Source organism: Halanaerobium kushneri, from assembly GCF_900156285.1.
GTDB classification, from domain to species: Bacteria; Bacillota; Halanaerobiia; order Halanaerobiales; family Halanaerobiaceae; genus Halanaerobium; species Halanaerobium kushneri.
This window is the reverse complement of sequence record NZ_FTNC01000008.1, coordinates 87,801-105,435: the sequence shown is the minus strand read 5'-3', so window position 1 is coordinate 105,435 and position 17,635 is coordinate 87,801. Positions and strand designations below refer to the sequence as shown.

Below are 17,635 nucleotides of genomic sequence, written 5' to 3'. Positions count from 1 at the left end.
ATCTATAAAATCCTGCCTTATTAAAATTATCTGAGTAATTTATGTAATAATAATGCAAATTTGTTACTTAAGGTATATAATAGTTTATGAAGAAAGAGACAAATTTTAAGGAGGAATCACAATGAATAATGATAAAATATTAATTCTTATCTTTATTTCAATTATTATAATTTCTACCAGCTTAAGTTTTTCAGCTGTAGCTGCTGAAGAAAGAGGATTTGAAAATCCAGACCTTTTAATTTCAGCTTCTGAATTGAATAAGAGACTCAAAAATGAAAATAATAAACTGAAAATAATTGATGTTCGCAACAGTGCCAGATATTTACTCGGACATCTACCGGGAGCAGTTAATATGTGGGGATCTGATTTTTCTGATCCTGAAGGTTGGGTGGAAGGATTGATTGCTGACCCAAAAGCTTTTAGTGTTACTGTACAGAAAAAGGGAATAAATAATGACTCCAAAATTATTGTCTATGATGAAAATAACAGTGTCTGGGCAGCCAGATTATGGTGGGTCTTCAGAGTTTATGGACATCAAAATATAAAAGTTTTGGAAGGTGGATATGATAACTGGAAGGATAATGATTTTGAAACAAATATACTGCCCAACTATCCAGACAAGGGTAACTTTTTAGTTCAGGATGTAATTAATGAGTGGATTGTAAATTCTGATACTATTGCTGAAAATCTTGATAATGAAAAATTTATAGTTCTTGATACAAGAACTGAGGCTGAATATCTGGGGCAAAAAAAAGGTTCTAGTGCTCCGCGAAAAGGTAGAATACCAAACTCTATCCACCTAGAATGGAATAGAGTTTTAAAAGAAAACTACAATTTTAAATCTGCTTCAGAAATCAAACAAATTTATCAGGAAAAAGGAATTACAAAAGATAAAGAAGTGATTGCTCTTATCTCCCACACTGGGGTCAGAGCAGCTCACAGTTTTTTTGCTCTTAAACTCCTGGGATATGATAACTTAAAATTATTTGATGAATCATGGCTTGGCTGGAGCAACCGCAGTGATTTACCAATTGAACTGAAGTGATTTCAAAATTAATAATATCAGCTCTCTTCTCCCATGAAATTTTTGTTACTAAATAAGATCAGGCTTTCTGAAAGAGATTCTTCTGACTGCAAATACTTTAAACTCTGTCCGATTAAAGAGCGGGCAACAGCAATTCCTCTATTAAAATGATTTTCAAACTGTTGATAATTTTCTGCAGGCCAGATACTTTGTTTTTCGTTAAGCAGATAGCTGTACTGGCTTAAGTTTTGAGGTAGAATTAAATTTAAAACCCTAAAAATATGATGTCTTAAAGAACTATCCGAAATAAATAATCTATGATATTTACGTAGGTCTAAGTAAGATTCCCAGATCAAATCCTGATCAAGTTTTTCCTCAATAAGATTCTCAAAAATCAATTGATAAAAATAATTAAGATTCTGCTGATGTTTGTCCTGTAATTGATAATAAGGAAGGGGATCAACAACTACTGGACTTTGATTCCATCTCTGCTGCATAATATATATATCAATACTGGCCTCAATTAACTTGTGATTTTTACCTTCTCCCCCATTTTTAATAATAAACGGGTGACATTCGCGGTCCAGGGCATAATGCGAAATAAACCCCAGTAGATAAACCAGATTATGCTGCCAGTACTCAGAGTCAGGAAGCTTAGCCCGGAAATAAATCCCCTCTCTCTTCAAAGCAGTAAGCAGTTCGGAGAAAATTTTCTTACCACTCAGCGAATGGACTAACTCCCCTTTTTTAGGCCCTTTTTTTGCCCACTGCCAGGGTAAAAAGTCATTATAAAAGAAAAAATCTGCGCCCTGACAACCATAATTAAAAAGCTGATAATTCTTATTTAACATTGCTTTAATATTTTTATCTTCAAGACCAGCAACTATTTCTTCGCCAGCAATAATATGTGTCCAGAAATCTGGCATCTTTCTCCCCCCTAATAATTTGTGATATTAATTATATTGCTTTTAACTTTTGGCTTCTAATTTTCCCTTTTCTACATCAACTCTACTTAAAAATATAATACCTAGAACAAAAAAGGAGGCAACTGCAATTATTCCATAACGACTTGAGCCCGTTAACTGTCCTGCATAAGCAAAAACTGTCGGACCAATTATGGCAGCAAATTTACTGGAGACTCCATAGAACCCAAAAAATTCTGCTGATTTTGATTCCGGTACCATTGCTCCATATAAAGATCGACTTAAAGCCTGTGCTCCTCCCTGAACCATCCCCACAATACCTGCCAAAATCCAGAAGTCAAGAGCTGAATCCAAAAAATAACCATAAAAAGTTATTGCAGTATAAATGGTTAGAGCAAGGTAAATGCCTTTTTTAGCTGTGATTTTCCCAGCTATTTTAGCAAAAATAAGAGCAAAGGGTATTCCGATAAATTGTGTTAAAAGCAGGGCTCCAATCAGGTCAGTCTGACCAATACCCACTTCCCGACCATAGATTGTAGCCATCCTGATGATAGTTCCAATTCCATCATTATAGATCCAAAAAGCCAGTAAAAATTTCCACAGTTCTCGATATTTACGGATATGAACAAAGGTAGATTTAAGTCTGCCAAAAGCCATTTTGGTGTATTTAGCCAGCGGTATTTTTTCAACCCGTTTTTCAGGAGCAGGGAGATATTTAAAAGCAGGCAAAGAAAATATAAACCACCAGACTGCAACAGTGATAAACGATATTTGAGTTGCTAAAGTTACTGTACTTATTCCAAATAGAGCAGGTTTGGAAATCATTAATAAATTCAATGCCAGCAACAGACCACCTCCCAGATAGCCAGCTGCATAACCAAGGCTTGATATATAATCTATTGAATCAGCATCACTGATGTCGGTTAAAAAACCATCGTAAAATACATTACCTCCAGAAAAACCAATGTTGGCGATAATAAAAAAGAAAGAGGCAAGTAAATAATTGCCTTCATTAACAAAAAACAAAAGAGAGGTGCCTGTAATACCCAGAAATACAAAAAATTTGAGAAAAGTTTTTTTTGAATCAGAATAATCAGCAGCTGCACCCAGGATTGGAGAAATAATAGCAATAATAATCATAGCAATAGTCTGCGTATATCCCCAGTAAGAAGTAGCCAAATTACCTGGTAAATTAATTCCAGCCACATCTTTGTAAAAGATGGGCAGGACTGTGGCTAAAATTACTGTGGCAAAAGCAGAATTAGCCCAATCATACATGGCCCAGGCATAAACTGTTTTTTTCTTTTTATCCATTGAGCTCACCCTCTGTTTTAATATTGGCAAAAATAACGGTTCTAATTATTAACAATTTATATTATAATTCTGTTGTTCTGTTTTCTATTAAATTTAATAGAGTTTCTTTAAAACGCTGATCATCAGCTGGACTCCGTTTTTTATGAGAAGTATGACGGCCTGTTCTTTTTCTCTCTTTAAACTGACGGTGTCTTGTGGCCAGAAGTCTTTCTATATTCTGATTAGTAAATTCTCTGCCGGAAAAACCAAGAACTAATGCTCCCGCACCTAAAGCTAAGGCAGCCAACCCATAATCAGATGTAACTACAAGATCTCCAGCCTGAATCTTGTTATATAAAATCATATCAACTGACTGAAACCCCTGATCAACAACCTCTAAAGTCCCATAAGCGAGCTGATGACGGTGGTTTAAGTCAGTGTAAACTATTAATTCTAAATTTTTATCTGCAGCAACCTTGGTAATTATTTCAATTACTGGACATCCGTCCCCATCAACTAAAATTCTCACTGTTTTTTAAACTCCACATAGTCAAGTTCTTTCTCTAAATAACGAGCCAGTGTATAAAGCAAATCAGAAAGACGGTTAATATATTTCTGAAGATCACTGCTAATATCCGCCTCTTTTGCAAGAGCTGTAATTCTGCGTTCAGCTCTCCGACAAATTGTCCGGGATTGATGCAGAGCACCACTTGCCTTTGAGCTGCCGGGAATAATAAACATTGACCTCTCTTTTTTATTCATCTGATCTAAATAATGATCAATTTTTTCTTCCAAAAACTTAATATCTTCCTGACTGATTTTTTCAGGGAAACTTTCCCAATCCGGTGTAGCCAGCTCTCCTGCCAGATTAAAAAGTTTACGCTGTACAGAACGGATAATATTATAAACTTCTTTTTCTTCTACAAAATTTTTGGCAAAACCCAGTGAAGAATTTAATTCATCAATAGTACCATAACTTTCAACCCGCAGTGAATCTTTAGCCACCCTTGTATTATCAAAAAGACTGGTTTTACCCTTATCGCCGCTTTTGGTATAAATTTTCATCTTTCCCTCCTTTTATGTGAACCTGTCGCTGTCCGCACCATTTCCCCAAGCAATTTATGAAAATCAATCTGTTATTTATCAGAAAAAGACAGCTCCTGACCAGAAACTGCCTTTCAAAAACCCTTTTAGATTACATTTATTTCCTTTAATTAATTATAGCACTTTAATTTTAAGAAGACAAGATTATATACCTTAATTTTAAGGGATAGTAACTTTTTTCTCAATTTTATTAAAAAGATAAACAAAAATAACAATTACTACCAGATAAATTAAAGCTACAATAAAATAAACATTAAAAAACTGATAATTACGGCTGGCAATCAGCTTTCCTTCTGTCATTAATTCTTTGGCTCCAATTACATAAGCCAGAGAAGAATATTTAATCATATAAATAAACTCGTTAGTCCAGGAAGGAATTACCCGGCGCAGAGCCTGAGGTAAAATAATGTGTCTAATCCCCTGCCATTTAGTCATCCCGATTGATTGGGCTGCTTTAAGCTGGCTGCCGCTGATTGACTGAATTGACCCCCTTAAGTATTCAGCCTGATAAGCTCCACTGTTAATAATGAAACTGATCACTGCTGCTATGATTGGAGTCAGTCTAATTCCATAAGCAGGAAGTCCATAATAGATAATAAATAGCTGAACTAAAAGTGGGGTACCTCTAATAATCGAAATAAAAAGTCGAACCAGTGCTGAAACAAATTTATTTCCATAAATCTTACCCAGAGCCAGAAAAGTTCCCAGAACTGTACCGGAAAAACAGGAAATAATGGTTACAAAAACCGTTACCCCAAGTCCTCTTAAAAATAAAGGGTAATATTCCATAAAAATATCTAACATTATTTCTCACCCTCACCATATAAATTAGTCAGCTGGAAGAGAAATTCTTTGGTTCTTTTATGATCAGGATCGGTAAACAGTTTCTCAGGATCACCCTGTTCTACAATATTGCCACCCTCCATAAAAATTAGTTCATCAGCAACACTGCGGGCAAAACCCATCTCATGAGTTACAACAAGCATGGTCATCCCCTCTTCAGCCAAATTACGCATAACTTTAAGAACCTCGCCAGTCAGCTCTGGATCCAGGGCCGAAGTTGGTTCATCAAATAGAATAAGTTTAGGCTGCATTGCCAGAGCTCTAGCAATACCCACCCGCTGTTTCTGTCCACCTGATAACTGAGAAGGATAAGAATTAGCATAATCTTTAAGTCCAACCCGATCCAACTCAAATAAGGCAAGCTCTTCTGCCTCATTTTTATCCATCTTTTTGACTTTAGTCAGGCCAATCATTACATTACCTTTTGCTGTCAGGTGATTAAAAAGACCAAAATCCTGAAACACAAAACCAATCTGCTGTCTAATTTCATTTATGTTTTTGGCAGAAGTAATTTCAGTATCTTCAAGATAAATTTTACCTCTGGTGGGAGGTACCAGCCGAATAATATTATTTAAAACAGTACTCTTTCCGGTACCACTGGGACCAACAATAACCTTGGTCTCACCCTTATCAAGTGAAAATGAAATTCCTTTGAGAACCTCTTCATTTTCAAAGCTATGGTGCAAATTTTCTATTCTCAATAAATGCTTAGTAGGCATCTGAATGTCCTCCTTCAATTCCTATCCCTGGAATTTGATATTTTTTCTCAAAAAGGGATAAACCACCGTTTACTATCGTAGTTAAAATAAAATAAATCGCAGCAATGGTTAAATAAATCACCATTGGCTCATTTGAAGTCGCAATAAAATACTCACCCTGTCTTAAAAGCTCAACCACCCCAATGGTAAAGGCAAGTGAGGTATCTTTGAGCACAATTGCAGACTCATTTGCCACCGGTGGAATTGCAATTCTAATTGCCTGGGGAGCAATAATATAAAAGAAAGCTTTCATTTTACTCATTCCCAAAGAACGGGCAGCCTTCATCTGAGACCCACCTACCGATTGAATTGCACCTCGATAAATCTGAGACTGATAGGCTGCTGATCTAAGTCCAATCCCAATAACTGCGGCTCTAAAAATTGGAATTCTTAATCCCAGCATTGGTAGACCATAATTTAAAAGTAAAAGCATTACCAGCAGGGGAATACTGCGAGCAAGACGCTCATAGACTGCAACAGTAGCCTGAAGTATTTTATTTCCATACACCTGAGCAAAGGCGATTGGTAACCCAACAACTATTCCGATTAAAAGACTCCAGAATGTCAGTTGTATTGTTACCAGGGTCCCTTCCAGAAGATAAGGTAGTGCACTTTTTATTAATTCTAAATTATTCATAATCTGTCCTTTCTAAAATTTTTTGATAAAAATTATTTAAGAATCCAATTTTACACCCTAAAGTTCAAGTGTTTTCTGCTGCTTAATAATTAAACTCTTGAGAACAAAATTGGCTCTAAACAAGTAATAAAATTATAAATTAAAAATATAAAAGGCCTTACTCCGCTGCAGGGTTCAGAAAACTTTCCAGACCCTGACAGCAGAGAAAAAGCCTGATCAGATTTTACTCAAAATACTTTTCAATCAACTTATCCATAGTTCCATTTTCAATAACTTTTGCCAGACCTGCATTGATTTCTTTAAGCAGTGCCTGATTATTTTTACCAACAGCAATACCATATTCTTCACCGGTAATTACTTCTGCTACAACATTAACCGGATTATTTTTGCTATAAGTTTCAGCAACAGGTTTATCTAAAACAGCTGCATCAATGTTTTGGTTTGCTAAGTCTCTGATAACAAAAACATAAGAATCATAATTTCTGAGCTCACCTGTTAAAATATCAGGTTTAACCAGTTTATCTCTGACCCAGGTATCACCTGTAGTTCCTGTCTGAACACCAATATCATTGGAACCAAACAAAACTGTTAAATCTTCTTCCGATCCTTCATGAACTAAAACTGACTGATTAGCAGAATAGTAAGGATCTGAAAATGATACCACTTCTTTCCTGGCATCAGTAATCGTCATTCCAGCCGCTACTATATCTAAACTACCTGAAGCAAGACCAGGAATTAAAGAGTCAAAACTTATATCTCTAAATTCAACTTCAAAGTCCTGCAGTTTTGCTATTTCTTTAACCAGATCAATATCAAAACCAACAATCTCACCCTTCTCTACATACTCAAAAGGTGGGAAACTTGCATTTGTTCCTACAACATAGCGCTGAGCCATAACCCCTGAGCTAAAAGCCAATACTGCCAGAATCACTAAAATTGTTACTAAAGTTTTTTTCATTTAACTATTTCCTCCTTTAAATTGATATTCTACCTTCTCGCTACTTTTAACCGGCGAAAAATGATAAAAATTAATCTTAAAATTCATTATACCACAATACTTTAATCAGCAAAAGTAATATTTTAATTTAATACAAGCTTTAATTTTCTGAAAAATTAATAGTTAAAACTAAAACGAAGATCTTTTTAAAGATCTCCGCTTGAATTATTATTTTAAGACTTTATTTAAATTATCCTGATTAAATTCTTCAATAATTAGATCAGCACTGGAAAGATCCTGACTTTCATCTTTAGCCCGGTTGAAACCAATTACCTTTGCTCCTGCTCGGTGAGCACCCTTAACTCCATTCTCCGAATCTTCAATTACAATGCATTCTTCCGGCTCAACTCCCAGTCTTTCTGCGGCCTCAAGAAAAATATCAGGAGCAGGTTTACCATTTTCAATAGCATTCCCATCTACATAACCTTCCATATACTTTTCAAGACCAAAACGTTGAAAAATATGCTCAATTACTGGCTCATAGGAAGAAGAAGCAATAATCATTTTATAACCGTGATCTTTAAAAAATTGAAACCACCCTTCAACTCCCGGCATCAATTCTAAATCTTCAGCTTCAGCCAGCCCCACGTAAGAACTATGAATATGATCTTCCATAAAATCTTCAATCTTATAATGAGAATACTCTTCTTTAACCTGATAACGATCTAAAATATCTGTCCAGATATCTTTTAGGTTGGCACCCATATGTCGATCATAGTCTTCCTGACTCAAATTGAAACCATACTTCTCATATATTTCTTCATTTATTTTTTCATAAATTGGTTCTGAATCAATAATTGTTCCATCCATATCAAAAATCACTGCTTTAATCATTAATTTATCACCCAATTATTTATAATTTTATATTTCTTTTTTAATATTATATCATAAATCCTGCCGCCAGATAAAGAACTAAAGCTATTGCCCCATTGGCCAGTGCATAAGGCAGCTGAGTATTTACATGATCAATATGATCTGAAGCAGAAGCCATTGAAGAAATAATAGTGGTGTCTGAGATTGGAGAACAATGATCTCCCATAATACCACCAGAAACTACAGCGCCAATTGTTGGATATAAAGGCGCACCCATTGCTACAGCCATTTGAATTCCAATTGGCATCATAATACCAAAAGTCCCCCAGCTGGTTCCGGTTGCAAAAGCCATCAAAGAAGCCATGATGAAAACTATTGCCGGTCCAAATGCTCCACTAACTCTACCTTCAACCAGAGAAGCCATATATTCTCCTGTCTCTAAATAACCAATTACATTTCCAATTGCAAAAGCTGTGATTAAAAGAATAGCCACCGGAACTATCGCTCCAATTCCCTGATATATATAATCAATATATTCTTTTAAACTCATAAGACCCTGAATAACATATAAAAATCCAGCAAAAGTAACTGCTGTAATAACAGCCCAAAAAACCGAGGTTGAACCTGAGCCCTGAAGTATATTTCCAGCTCCAGTTATGTAAAGACTAAGAGGCATCATAAAAATCAAAACTAAAATAGGCAAGATCATATTCCACATATTGGGAATAATGCCTTCTTTAGGAGGAGTAGCAGTTGCTTCCTCAGAAACCATTGGAGTAGCACCCTCTCTTAACAAAAGGCCTTTTTCAGCTGCTCTTTTCTCTGCTTTAGCCATTGGTCCCCAGTCATTGCCAGTCAGGATATAATAGCCAACTGCCAGAACTGCAATAATTGAATAAAATTGGAAAGGAAGCGATTTAGCCAGCAGCTCAGCAGAAGTTCCATCCACAACTCCGTTTGCTATCTGAACTCCAATTACCCCCATCAGCATAGCTCCCCACCCGTTAAGGGGAATCAAACCACAAACTGGTGCAGAGGTTGAATCACAAACATAAGCAAGTTTTTCGCGAGATACCTTATACTTATCTGTTAGAGGCCTGGCAACTGTACCGGAAACAAGACTGGTAATTGAGGACTCTATAAAAATGATCAGACCTGTAATATAGGCCAGAAGCAGAGCACCCCTTTTATCTTTAACAATATCTCTTTTTTGAGTAAGGTAATTTATAAATCCCTGCACTCCACCCGAAGCAGAAATTACAGTTATCAAACCTCCAACCATAAATGAAAAAATTATAGTTTTTGTAATCCAGGCTTCCGAGAAAATAGCCACAATTTCTTCTAAAGTCATATTAACAGCCGCAAAAAAAGACCAGTCAGTTAATATCATAGCACCCGAAAAAATACCTAAAATTAGTGAAATAAAAACCTGTTTTGTGGTTAAAGCAAGTAAAATCGCAATTAACGGTGGTAAAATACTCCATATACCATAGTCCATACTTTCCCTCCTCATAATTTATATTCCTGATATTAGCCTGCTGCTTCTGATTATCTAAATAAGCTCAAATCTTAAAAACAGCTTAAAATACCATTTACTATTATAACATAAATTTTCTGAAAAGTTTAGTTTATGGCTTAAAATTATATTGCACCTGCCCCTGTAAAAACTAATTAAATTAAACCTGTTAACTGCCACCAAAAGTATTCAAAAACAACAGTAATTAGAGATACTGCTGTTAGAGGAATGCCCAGCTTAATGACACTCTTTTCACTGTAATTACCATTTTCTTTTCCCATTCCAACCAGAATATTTAAATGATGAAAAGGGAGGATATAATGAGTACCAATTGCAGTATAGACAAAAAGAGCAGGTACCAATGGATTAATACCACAGCTTTTGGCAAAAATAATAAAGGCTGGAATAGCTATTCCCATCACCGCAATTACACTTCCCAAAAACATGTGTAGAAAGATCGAAATTCCAGCTGTCATCAGGGCAAAAATCAACATATTATTTGGAGTTTGAGCCGGCAGTACTACTTCAGCCAGCCACTGATTCATCCCGGTTAGAGAACCTACCTTACCAATTGCTACTGCTGCCGTTAAAAAAATTAAGACTTTGATTGGAACCTGGTTCCAGTCTTCTTTTTTTAGTATATCTCCACTCACTGGCAGGCTCATCATTACTGCAATCGTCAGGGTAAGCCACCCCAGTTCAACACCATGAAATGAGTCCGTCATCCATAAAACCACAGCTACGATTAACCAGAAAACTGTCCGCTGCTCTTCTGCTGACATCATCCCTAAGTCTAATAATCTCTGCCCGATTTGTTTTTTATTGATCTCCACTTCTTCATCAGGCTGAAATAATTTTAAAATTACTAACATAGTTAATAAAGCTGCCAGTGCTGCTGGAGCTCCCATATATAAAAACCATCTTCCCCAGCTTAAATCAACTCCTGCAAACTCCAGTGTCATAAAATTAAGAGTACTTTCCCCCGTTAAAAAAATCATTGATATTGGAATGGAAGCTGCAAAAACAGTCAGCCCAATCTTGGAGGCATCCTTTTTGTTAATTCCAGCATTTTCAATTACTACTGACATAACGGACATAATGATAAATGCTCGCGGCCAGGGATGTGGAATAATCAGACTTAAAAGAAAGGTTAGAGCAAAAATAGAAACTATAATTGACCTGTAGGAATCCACAAAGTGAATAATAAATTTATAAGCAATCCTTTCCCCCAAACCTGATTGCTCTACTGCAGCTGCTATTAAATATGCCCCAATCACCAGATAGACCGTCTGGGAAGTCCAGAGAGAAAGGACTTCTTCTGCCGGAGCAATCTCAAAAATTAACATCAACATCAAAAATAGTGCTGCTACATAAGCTGAATCAGCCACTTTAGCAGCCCAGAAAATCACTGTCATCAGAGTTATGGAAAACATTTTCCGTCCGACTAAAGAAAGACCGGGTAGATCGAGATTCCAGATAAGTAGAGCTACTGCTATTCCAATAAATAAAAAAACTGTGCGTTTGTCCTTAATTTTAACCACCACCAGTTGAATTTTAGACTATATAATTATTTTACAAGAAAAGTTAAAATAAAGCAAATTACTCAGGATTGTTTTCAAAAAAGTTGCCATTTTCCCGATTAATACTTTAATTAAATCTATGTATAAACTCAGCTGCTAATAATTTATTAATGGAATTTTTTAATAATATTTTAATATTTATGGTATAAAGTGATATAATAAATTAAGAGGTTAATAATAAATCATAAATGATATATTATGGAGATGGTTTTATGCAAACTATTAATTTGAAATCAAATTCTAAAACGTTATTTTTCTTAATTCACGGCTACACAGGTAGCCCAAACGATTTTAATGGTTTACCGGAATATTTGTCTAAAAACCTTGCAGTCGATGTTAAGGTAATGCTGCTTAAGGGCCATGGAACTCAAGTTCAGGATCTTGATAATATCAAATTAAAAGATTTTACTAATCAAATTGAGCCAGAGCTAAAAGCTGATTTAGAAAAATATGAACAAATTATTCTCGGGGGGGTTTCTTTTGGAGCTCAAATGGCAATGTATTTTGCCAGTAAATTTCCTGTTGATGGGGTCTTTAATGTCTGTCTCCCTTATAAATTAAAATTTCCTTTTAATTTACCGGGATTATCAATACTCAGCTTTTTCAAAAAATACTGGGAAAAACCGATCTCAAATCAGGAAAAGGAAATACGAAAACAAACATTTTATTATAAACAGATGCATGCAAATGGTCTAAAAATTGTTAAAAAAGCAAATAAATTATTAAAAACAGAGCTGCCTAAAATTAACTGTCCTGTTTTAACCATCTATTCTAAAAATGATCCGATCGGTAATTATAAAGCAATTGGTTATATCAGCCGTAAGATTGAGGCACCTCACTATATAAAAATTGTGGATAATAAAAATCATAATCTATTTTTTTCAAATAAAAGTTCTGAAATTTACGAAAATATTAGGGATTTTTATAAATCGATTAGCAGAGAAACGAAAAAAGAAGAAAATAAAATAGCTGCTATTATACCAGCCTATAATGAGGGGCAAAATATTAGTCGGGTTTTAGATATTTTAACTGAGACTGATATTTTAAATGAAGTTATAGTAATTGATGATGGCTCAACTGACAATACTTCCGAAGTCGTAAGCAGATTTAAGGAAGTAAAATTATTAAAAAATAATAGTAATCAGGGCAAAGCTCAATCAATGCAGCAGGGAGTTGAAAATACTGATGCAGAAATTTTATTTTTCTGTGATGCTGACTTAAAAGGTCTGACACCAGAAATTGTTGAGCAAATTGTTCAACCTGTTGTTAAAAGAAAATATGATATGTTCATTGGAGTAAGAAATAACGTTATGCAAAAAGCAGTAACTCTATTTGCTTTAAATTCTGGTGAAAGAGCCTTAAGGCGTGAACTCTGGAATAAATTGCCTGAACATTTTAAATACCGCTATCGTATCGAAGCCGGACTGAATTTTATAGCAAAAAGACAGGGAAACGGTTATAGCTGGCAAAAGTTCGAATATTATCAAACTCTAAAAGAAAAGAAATATGGTTTTTTAAAGGGAACTTTACTGCGCTGGTGGATGAATATTGATGTAGCCTATGCCTATTTGTTAACTGTTTTTCAAAGATTGAAGGACTAATAATCTGTAATTGATCTCTACAGTTTAATTGTAGTCAATTTACATTTAATTACTGTCTCCTATTTGATATAATATAAATTAGAATTGAATAAAAATTAAAATAAAAATTCCAAAAGGAGGTTTTTTGATGCCTTATTTAGCTGATGAAAATCGTTATGAAAAAATGGAGTACAATTACACCGGAAACAGCGGACTAAAACTTCCGGCAATTTCTTTAGGACTCTGGCATAATTTTGGTGGGGTTGATACTCTGGAAAATGCCCGCAAAATGCTGCGCAAAGCTTTTGATCTGGGAATTACTCACTTTGACCTTGCCAATAATTACGGACCACCGGCCGGTTCTGCGGAAGAAACAATGGGGATTTTAATGGAAAAAGATTTTAAACCCTATCGTGATGAATTAATTATTTCTTCAAAGGCTGGTTATTATATGTGGCCCGGACCTTATGGTGAATGGGGTTCTCGCAAATATTTGATTTCAAGTATTGATCAGAGTTTAAAAAGAATGGGACTTGATTATGTAGATATTTTCTATCATCACCGCCCGGATCCAGATACTCCACTTGAAGAAACAATCGGTGCTTTAAAACAGATTCAGGACCAGGGAAAGGCTCTCTATGTAGGGATCTCTAATTATAACTCCGAGCAAACTAAAGCAGCTGTAGAAGTTGCAGATAAAATGGGAGTTAATCTGCTTTTAAATCAATATAATTATTCAATTTTTGATCGCTGGTCAGAAGAAGAAGATCTTTTAGGCACACTGGAAGAGGTTGGAATGGGTTCAATTATCTTTTCGCCGCTGGCTCAGGGGCTTTTAACTGATAAGTACCTCGGTGGTATTCCGGAAGACTCCAGGGCTGCCAAAGAAAGCGGCTTCCTCAAAGAAGAAAGTATTACTGAAGAAAAATTAGACAAGGTAAGACAGCTTAATGATATTGCTGCTGACAGAGGACAGAGTTTATCTCAAATGGCTTTAGCCTGGATCTTAGAACAGGGAGTTACTTCTGTTCTCGTAGGTGCCAGCAAGGTTGAACAGATTATCGAAAATGCTGGAACTTTAAATAACACAGGCTTTACCAACGAAGAACTGGCTGCAATTGAAGCAATAGTAGCCGACTAATTGGTGGCGAATACTAAAAAATTAATGAAGATAGTTAAAGGCTAAAACCCTGCTCAGGGCTTTAGCCTTTTTTAAAACTTTTAATTATTTTGTAGAATCTTTTGTCTTAGTTTCTTTTTCAAACCGGCACTAGAAAGCATTCTAGGAACCTGATACTAAAAAGATATCTATTCTTTCAAATTCTCTATTTCTTATCTGATAAGCAAGTTCTCCAATTATCTCCCCAGCTTCAACTTCAAACTCTTTACCATTAATGGCAGTTAATTTGTATTTTGAAATTTCGGCCTTATCCTCGCCAAATGTATCTTTGCGGCTCGGGTTATGATAAATTACCAGAGTCTGCCCTAAAAATCTGTGAGCAAATGCCGCTTCCGGAATCACTACTTCAGCTGTCTCAGTTTCACTAAGCTGCAGTTTTACTTTTCTTTCATCTTCAGTAAATAAATCTGCGCTTAATTTTGGTTCCGGCTGATAGATTAATTCTTCAAACTCATACTTAAATGGCTGTTCACCAAAGGCCATTAAAGACCACATATTGATATATTCGGCAGTTGAACCGCTGAGTCTTGCTATATAACCGCGGCCGTGATTTTTAGTGTCTCCATTTAAACTACTCAAGATAAATGATGAATTCTCTAAAATACTGCGACCATATCTGTTTGGATCCTGAAATGGAACCAGTGCATCATTGATTGCCTGATAATATTCTTCATATAAGCCACTCTTTAGAAGTTCCAGTAAATATTTATATTCCATGTGCAGCCAGATTGATCCATTTTCCAGCCAGCCAGGACTGAAGGCTCTTGCTCTTCCAATCTCATAGCTTTCTGCACTTAAATCACCATTAACTCTGTACATCTTAAGCTTCTCGTCAAATAGTTCACTATTTTGAACTGCTTTAGCAAGTTTTTGAGCTTTCTGATCATCTTTTAAAATTTTCATTCCTCTTACCTGAGCTTCCAGGAATGGCGGCAGTCTGTGCTGCTTAAATTTCTTAACAGCTACCTTTCCCAGTCCATTTTCTGATCTCTGACCGAGCTTTTCGTATTCTTCAGCCTGATAGCTGTAGTACATTGTAAAGAGTCCATTATCTTCTTCAGCCAGCCTTACAGCCCGCTCAAGTTTGGATTCAACTTTATTTAAAAAGCCCATCATTTTTCTTATAGATACTGCAACTTCTCTGCCAGTTAGATCGGCAAACACCTGTTCCCTATATTCCTCTTTGATTTTACCGGCCTGCTGCCAGTAAAGGAAGTCCTGATCAGATTTAAGTTCAGTTAGTAGGTGATCAAGATTAGCAAAGAAATCATGGATTTCTGCTGCCAGAGCAATTTCTGTCTCCAAATTGAGTTCAGATAGAGCCTCTGACATAAATCTAACCAGCCTCAGTAATTCCATTGTCTCAGCAATTGATGAGCCAAAAATACCGGGCAGTCCATTTAAAGCATCATACCAACCGGGCTTATTAGCCTCCATTTCGACTCCCATTCCAGCAGGGTCAAGACTGGCAGTTTTATTGAGCACTAAAGTAAGGAGCTTGTTGAAAAGACTGGTATTATAAATTTCTCCTTTTTTAGTTCGCAGATAGTATGGAAATTTACTGCGGGAAGCAATCTCTTCCTGTTTTTTCTTGTCTGCAGCAACCGCATTATACTGACGAACTCCATTTTCAGTTAAGAAATATTTATCGCTGCGGGGTTTTACCCGAACATGGGAATCATAAAATGTATAATCCTGATCTTCAAAAAGGAGTCTTTCCTTTTTTTCCGGATATAAAGCCAGATAATTTTCGATTAAATCAAGGTTGTAGGTCCAGTGATCAATCCAGTAGCCTTCACCGAACTTAGCCTCTGTCCAGCTTTCTGCTTCTTCAACTAAAAGGTCTATAAAGTCAGTAAGAGAAGTTTTAGTTTCTAGATTATGGCTGTCAATGAAAACAGCAACTTCTCCTGGTGTAAAAGCTTTTTCCAGACGCTTTCTAAATTTATCCTTTGCCTCACCAGTAAGTTCTCCCATAACTTTTTCAAGAGCATTACTGTTAGTTAAGATAAATTTACTTCCCTCAATTACCAGGGGATTATAGCCATCTGTCTGAATTAAATCGGCAAAAACCTTTAGATTATCTCTCTTAATTTCCGGATTAAAATAGAGATCACAGCGTCTGTTCTGATTAACATCTCTAAAATTACCATTTCCCTGAGAGTAATATGTGGGCTCTAAAAGAAATTCATTATAATCTCTTTCTAAATCACCGTGTTTGCGGGAGAAAATATGATAAGTCTTTTTATTATTTTTTCCCAGTGTGAGTGGAAAACCACCTCGGAGTAGGTTATCCATAAAAGTCTGACGGCTGTAAGCATCAAGCTCTTTATTGCCGCTGACAGTTAAGATATGATCTGCATAATAATTGTGAATCTTTTTTGACTCTTTACGCTTCTGCTCTAGATAACCAGATTCTAAAACTCTATCTTTAACTTCACTTAATCTCTCTTCATCAGCCAGATTACCAAAGACTGAAGAAATTTCTAATTTTTCACCAGCTTTTAATTTCTTTTCTGTGGCTGCCATAGCTGAGGGGAAGCGATTTTCTAAAATCTGTTCACCCTGATATTCAGCCAGTTTTTTTCTTGCAAAACCCGGTGCTGTCTCCAGACTGGTCTTTTCAGCAAAAATTACATCCCTGTCGACAAGTGGTGTTAAAAGTTGATTTCTGCTTCCCTTTTCAAAAGAAATATAAAAATTACCGGCTGTCATTTCTTTAACTTCAGCCTCATCTTCAGCCGAAGCTCTCAGCTTATAAAAGGGAGTTTTTGTCTCAAAAGAATCTACTTTAGCCCAGGCAGAAATAGTCTGACTGACCTCTTTTAAAGCCCCATTTTCAATTCCAAAAGGAATTAAAATCGGCATTCCATCTAAAACTTCAATTTCCCTTTCCTGATCAGAAGTGTTTTCTACTTTGACTTCTCTAACCAGGGCTCCAAAATCCTCATTGGGCAGAATATAATAGCTGACAGTAGTTTTTAAACCAAGCTCATTATTTTCTTCCTCAATTTTTAGAGAATCCGCTTCAATAATCATCTTACTTTCTATATTTTCATTTAAATTTCTAAATGCTTCATAAACTAAATTTTCCTCTTTTAATTTGATAAAGGTCCGAAAACCTTTAGTTGCCACATTCTGATAGGATTTATTGGCCGGATAAAACTCCATGATGGCATTATCCTTATCCCGAGAGCCAAAACTTGCAATTCCCTGACCGCGATTTACATAGAAAGCCCAGATTGGAATACCAAATTTACCTGCAATCCCCGGCAGAAAACTGGCAAATGTTTTCTGATCCTGATAATTTTTTATAATAAATTGACCTTCATTATTTAATGAATAGACATCTTTCATCATTTAACCTCCTGCACGATTTGCCTTTGT

Annotated in this window: 15 protein-coding genes; 3 read left to right on the top strand and 12 right to left on the bottom strand. The window is 35.8% G+C overall.

Annotated elements, in window-relative coordinates:
- The first annotated feature begins 121 nt into the window (after nt 1-121).
- A complete protein-coding gene (locus BW929_RS07210; protein WP_076544698.1) occupies nt 122-1,045 on the top strand; it encodes a sulfurtransferase in 924 nt (307 codons plus the stop codon).
- Nucleotides 1,046-1,062: 17 nt separating this feature from the next.
- On the opposite strand, the gene BW929_RS07205 is transcribed toward BW929_RS07210, so the two are convergent.
- From BW929_RS07205 to BW929_RS07155, 11 genes are all read right to left on the bottom strand, one after another.
- Entirely contained in the window at nt 1,063-1,950 is an 888-nt protein-coding gene (locus BW929_RS07205; protein ID WP_076544697.1) for a zinc dependent phospholipase C family protein, read from the bottom strand.
- A 42-nt stretch (nt 1,951-1,992) separates the two neighbouring features.
- Entirely contained in the window at nt 1,993-3,261 is a 1,269-nt protein-coding gene (locus BW929_RS07200; protein ID WP_076544696.1) for an MFS transporter, read from the bottom strand.
- Between the two features lie 61 nt (nt 3,262-3,322).
- Nucleotides 3,323-3,769 carry a DUF188 domain-containing protein gene (locus BW929_RS07195; protein WP_076544695.1) on the bottom strand — a complete coding sequence of 149 codons (447 nt, stop codon included), beginning with the start codon at nt 3,767-3,769 and terminating at the stop codon, nt 3,323-3,325.
- Nucleotides 3,766-4,305, bottom strand: coding sequence for a cob(I)yrinic acid a,c-diamide adenosyltransferase (locus BW929_RS07190; protein WP_076544694.1), 540 nt, complete (start codon nt 4,303-4,305; stop codon nt 3,766-3,768). Before BW929_RS07190 ends, BW929_RS07195 begins: the two co-directional genes overlap by 4 nt.
- 198 nt (nt 4,306-4,503) lie before the next feature.
- Nucleotides 4,504-5,148 carry an amino acid ABC transporter permease gene (locus BW929_RS07185; protein ID WP_076544693.1) on the bottom strand — a complete coding sequence of 215 codons (645 nt, stop codon included), beginning with the start codon at nt 5,146-5,148 and terminating at the stop codon, nt 4,504-4,506.
- Nucleotides 5,148-5,906, bottom strand: coding sequence for an amino acid ABC transporter ATP-binding protein (locus tag BW929_RS07180; RefSeq protein WP_076544692.1), 759 nt, complete (start codon nt 5,904-5,906; stop codon nt 5,148-5,150). The genes BW929_RS07185 and BW929_RS07180 overlap by 1 nt, the downstream gene beginning before the upstream one ends.
- Entirely contained in the window at nt 5,896-6,582 is a 687-nt protein-coding gene (locus BW929_RS07175; RefSeq protein WP_076544691.1) for an amino acid ABC transporter permease, read from the bottom strand. The genes BW929_RS07180 and BW929_RS07175 overlap by 11 nt, the downstream gene beginning before the upstream one ends.
- 223 nt (nt 6,583-6,805) lie before the next feature.
- Nucleotides 6,806-7,540 carry a basic amino acid ABC transporter substrate-binding protein gene (locus BW929_RS07170; protein ID WP_076544690.1) on the bottom strand — a complete coding sequence of 245 codons (735 nt, stop codon included), beginning with the start codon at nt 7,538-7,540 and terminating at the stop codon, nt 6,806-6,808.
- A 207-nt stretch (nt 7,541-7,747) separates the two neighbouring features.
- The gene (locus tag BW929_RS07165; protein WP_076544689.1) at nt 7,748-8,413 is read right to left on the bottom strand and encodes an HAD family hydrolase; all 666 of its coding nucleotides are present in this window, start codon (nt 8,411-8,413) and stop codon (nt 7,748-7,750) included.
- Between the two features lie 46 nt (nt 8,414-8,459).
- A complete protein-coding gene (locus tag BW929_RS07160; RefSeq protein WP_076544688.1) occupies nt 8,460-9,890 on the bottom strand; it encodes a Na+/H+ antiporter NhaC family protein in 1,431 nt (476 codons plus the stop codon).
- Nucleotides 9,891-10,063: 173 nt separating this feature from the next.
- Nucleotides 10,064-11,452, bottom strand: coding sequence for an SLC13 family permease (locus BW929_RS07155; RefSeq protein ID WP_234978073.1), 1,389 nt, complete (start codon nt 11,450-11,452; stop codon nt 10,064-10,066).
- A gap of 248 nt (nt 11,453-11,700) precedes the next feature.
- Between BW929_RS07155 and BW929_RS07150 the strand changes: the two genes are divergently transcribed.
- Together BW929_RS07150 and mgrA are read left to right on the top strand one after the other, a co-directional pair.
- Nucleotides 11,701-13,089: a glycosyltransferase gene (locus BW929_RS07150; protein ID WP_076544686.1), complete on the top strand. Its 1,389-nt coding sequence runs from the start codon at nt 11,701-11,703 to the stop codon at nt 13,087-13,089.
- A gap of 127 nt (nt 13,090-13,216) precedes the next feature.
- Nucleotides 13,217-14,209: an L-glyceraldehyde 3-phosphate reductase gene (mgrA, locus tag BW929_RS07145; protein ID WP_076544685.1), complete on the top strand. Its 993-nt coding sequence runs from the start codon at nt 13,217-13,219 to the stop codon at nt 14,207-14,209.
- Nucleotides 14,210-14,350: 141 nt separating this feature from the next.
- Here mgrA and BW929_RS07140 read toward each other — a convergent pair whose 3' ends face one another.
- Nucleotides 14,351-17,605, bottom strand: coding sequence for a hypothetical protein (locus tag BW929_RS07140; protein ID WP_076544684.1), 3,255 nt, complete (start codon nt 17,603-17,605; stop codon nt 14,351-14,353).
- Nucleotides 17,606-17,635 lie beyond the last annotated feature (30 nt).

Bases quoted from the DNA above. Each gene is read 5' to 3' on its own strand.
- BW929_RS07190 (WP_076544694.1), bottom strand. From the start codon at position 4,305: ATGAAAATTTATACCAAAAGCGGCGATAAGGGTAAAACCAGTCTTTTT.
- BW929_RS07205 (WP_076544697.1), bottom strand. From the start codon at position 1,950: ATGCCAGATTTCTGGACACATATTATTGCTGGCGAAGAAATAGTTGCT.
- BW929_RS07160 (WP_076544688.1), bottom strand. From the start codon at position 9,890: ATGGACTATGGTATATGGAGTATTTTACCACCGTTAATTGCGATTTTA.
- BW929_RS07150 (WP_076544686.1), top strand. From the start codon at position 11,701: ATGCAAACTATTAATTTGAAATCAAATTCTAAAACGTTATTTTTCTTA.
- BW929_RS07185 (WP_076544693.1), bottom strand. From the start codon at position 5,148: ATGTTAGATATTTTTATGGAATATTACCCTTTATTTTTAAGAGGACTT.
- BW929_RS07170 (WP_076544690.1), bottom strand. From the start codon at position 7,540: ATGAAAAAAACTTTAGTAACAATTTTAGTGATTCTGGCAGTATTGGCT.
- BW929_RS07165 (WP_076544689.1), bottom strand. From the start codon at position 8,413: ATGATTAAAGCAGTGATTTTTGATATGGATGGAACAATTATTGATTCA.
- BW929_RS07200 (WP_076544696.1), bottom strand. From the start codon at position 3,261: ATGGATAAAAAGAAAAAAACAGTTTATGCCTGGGCCATGTATGATTGG.
- mgrA (WP_076544685.1), top strand. From the start codon at position 13,217: ATGCCTTATTTAGCTGATGAAAATCGTTATGAAAAAATGGAGTACAAT.
- BW929_RS07175 (WP_076544691.1), bottom strand. From the start codon at position 6,582: ATGAATAATTTAGAATTAATAAAAAGTGCACTACCTTATCTTCTGGAA.
- BW929_RS07210 (WP_076544698.1), top strand. From the start codon at position 122: ATGAATAATGATAAAATATTAATTCTTATCTTTATTTCAATTATTATA.
- BW929_RS07140 (WP_076544684.1), bottom strand. From the start codon at position 17,605: ATGAAAGATGTCTATTCATTAAATAATGAAGGTCAATTTATTATAAAA.
- BW929_RS07180 (WP_076544692.1), bottom strand. From the start codon at position 5,906: ATGCCTACTAAGCATTTATTGAGAATAGAAAATTTGCACCATAGCTTT.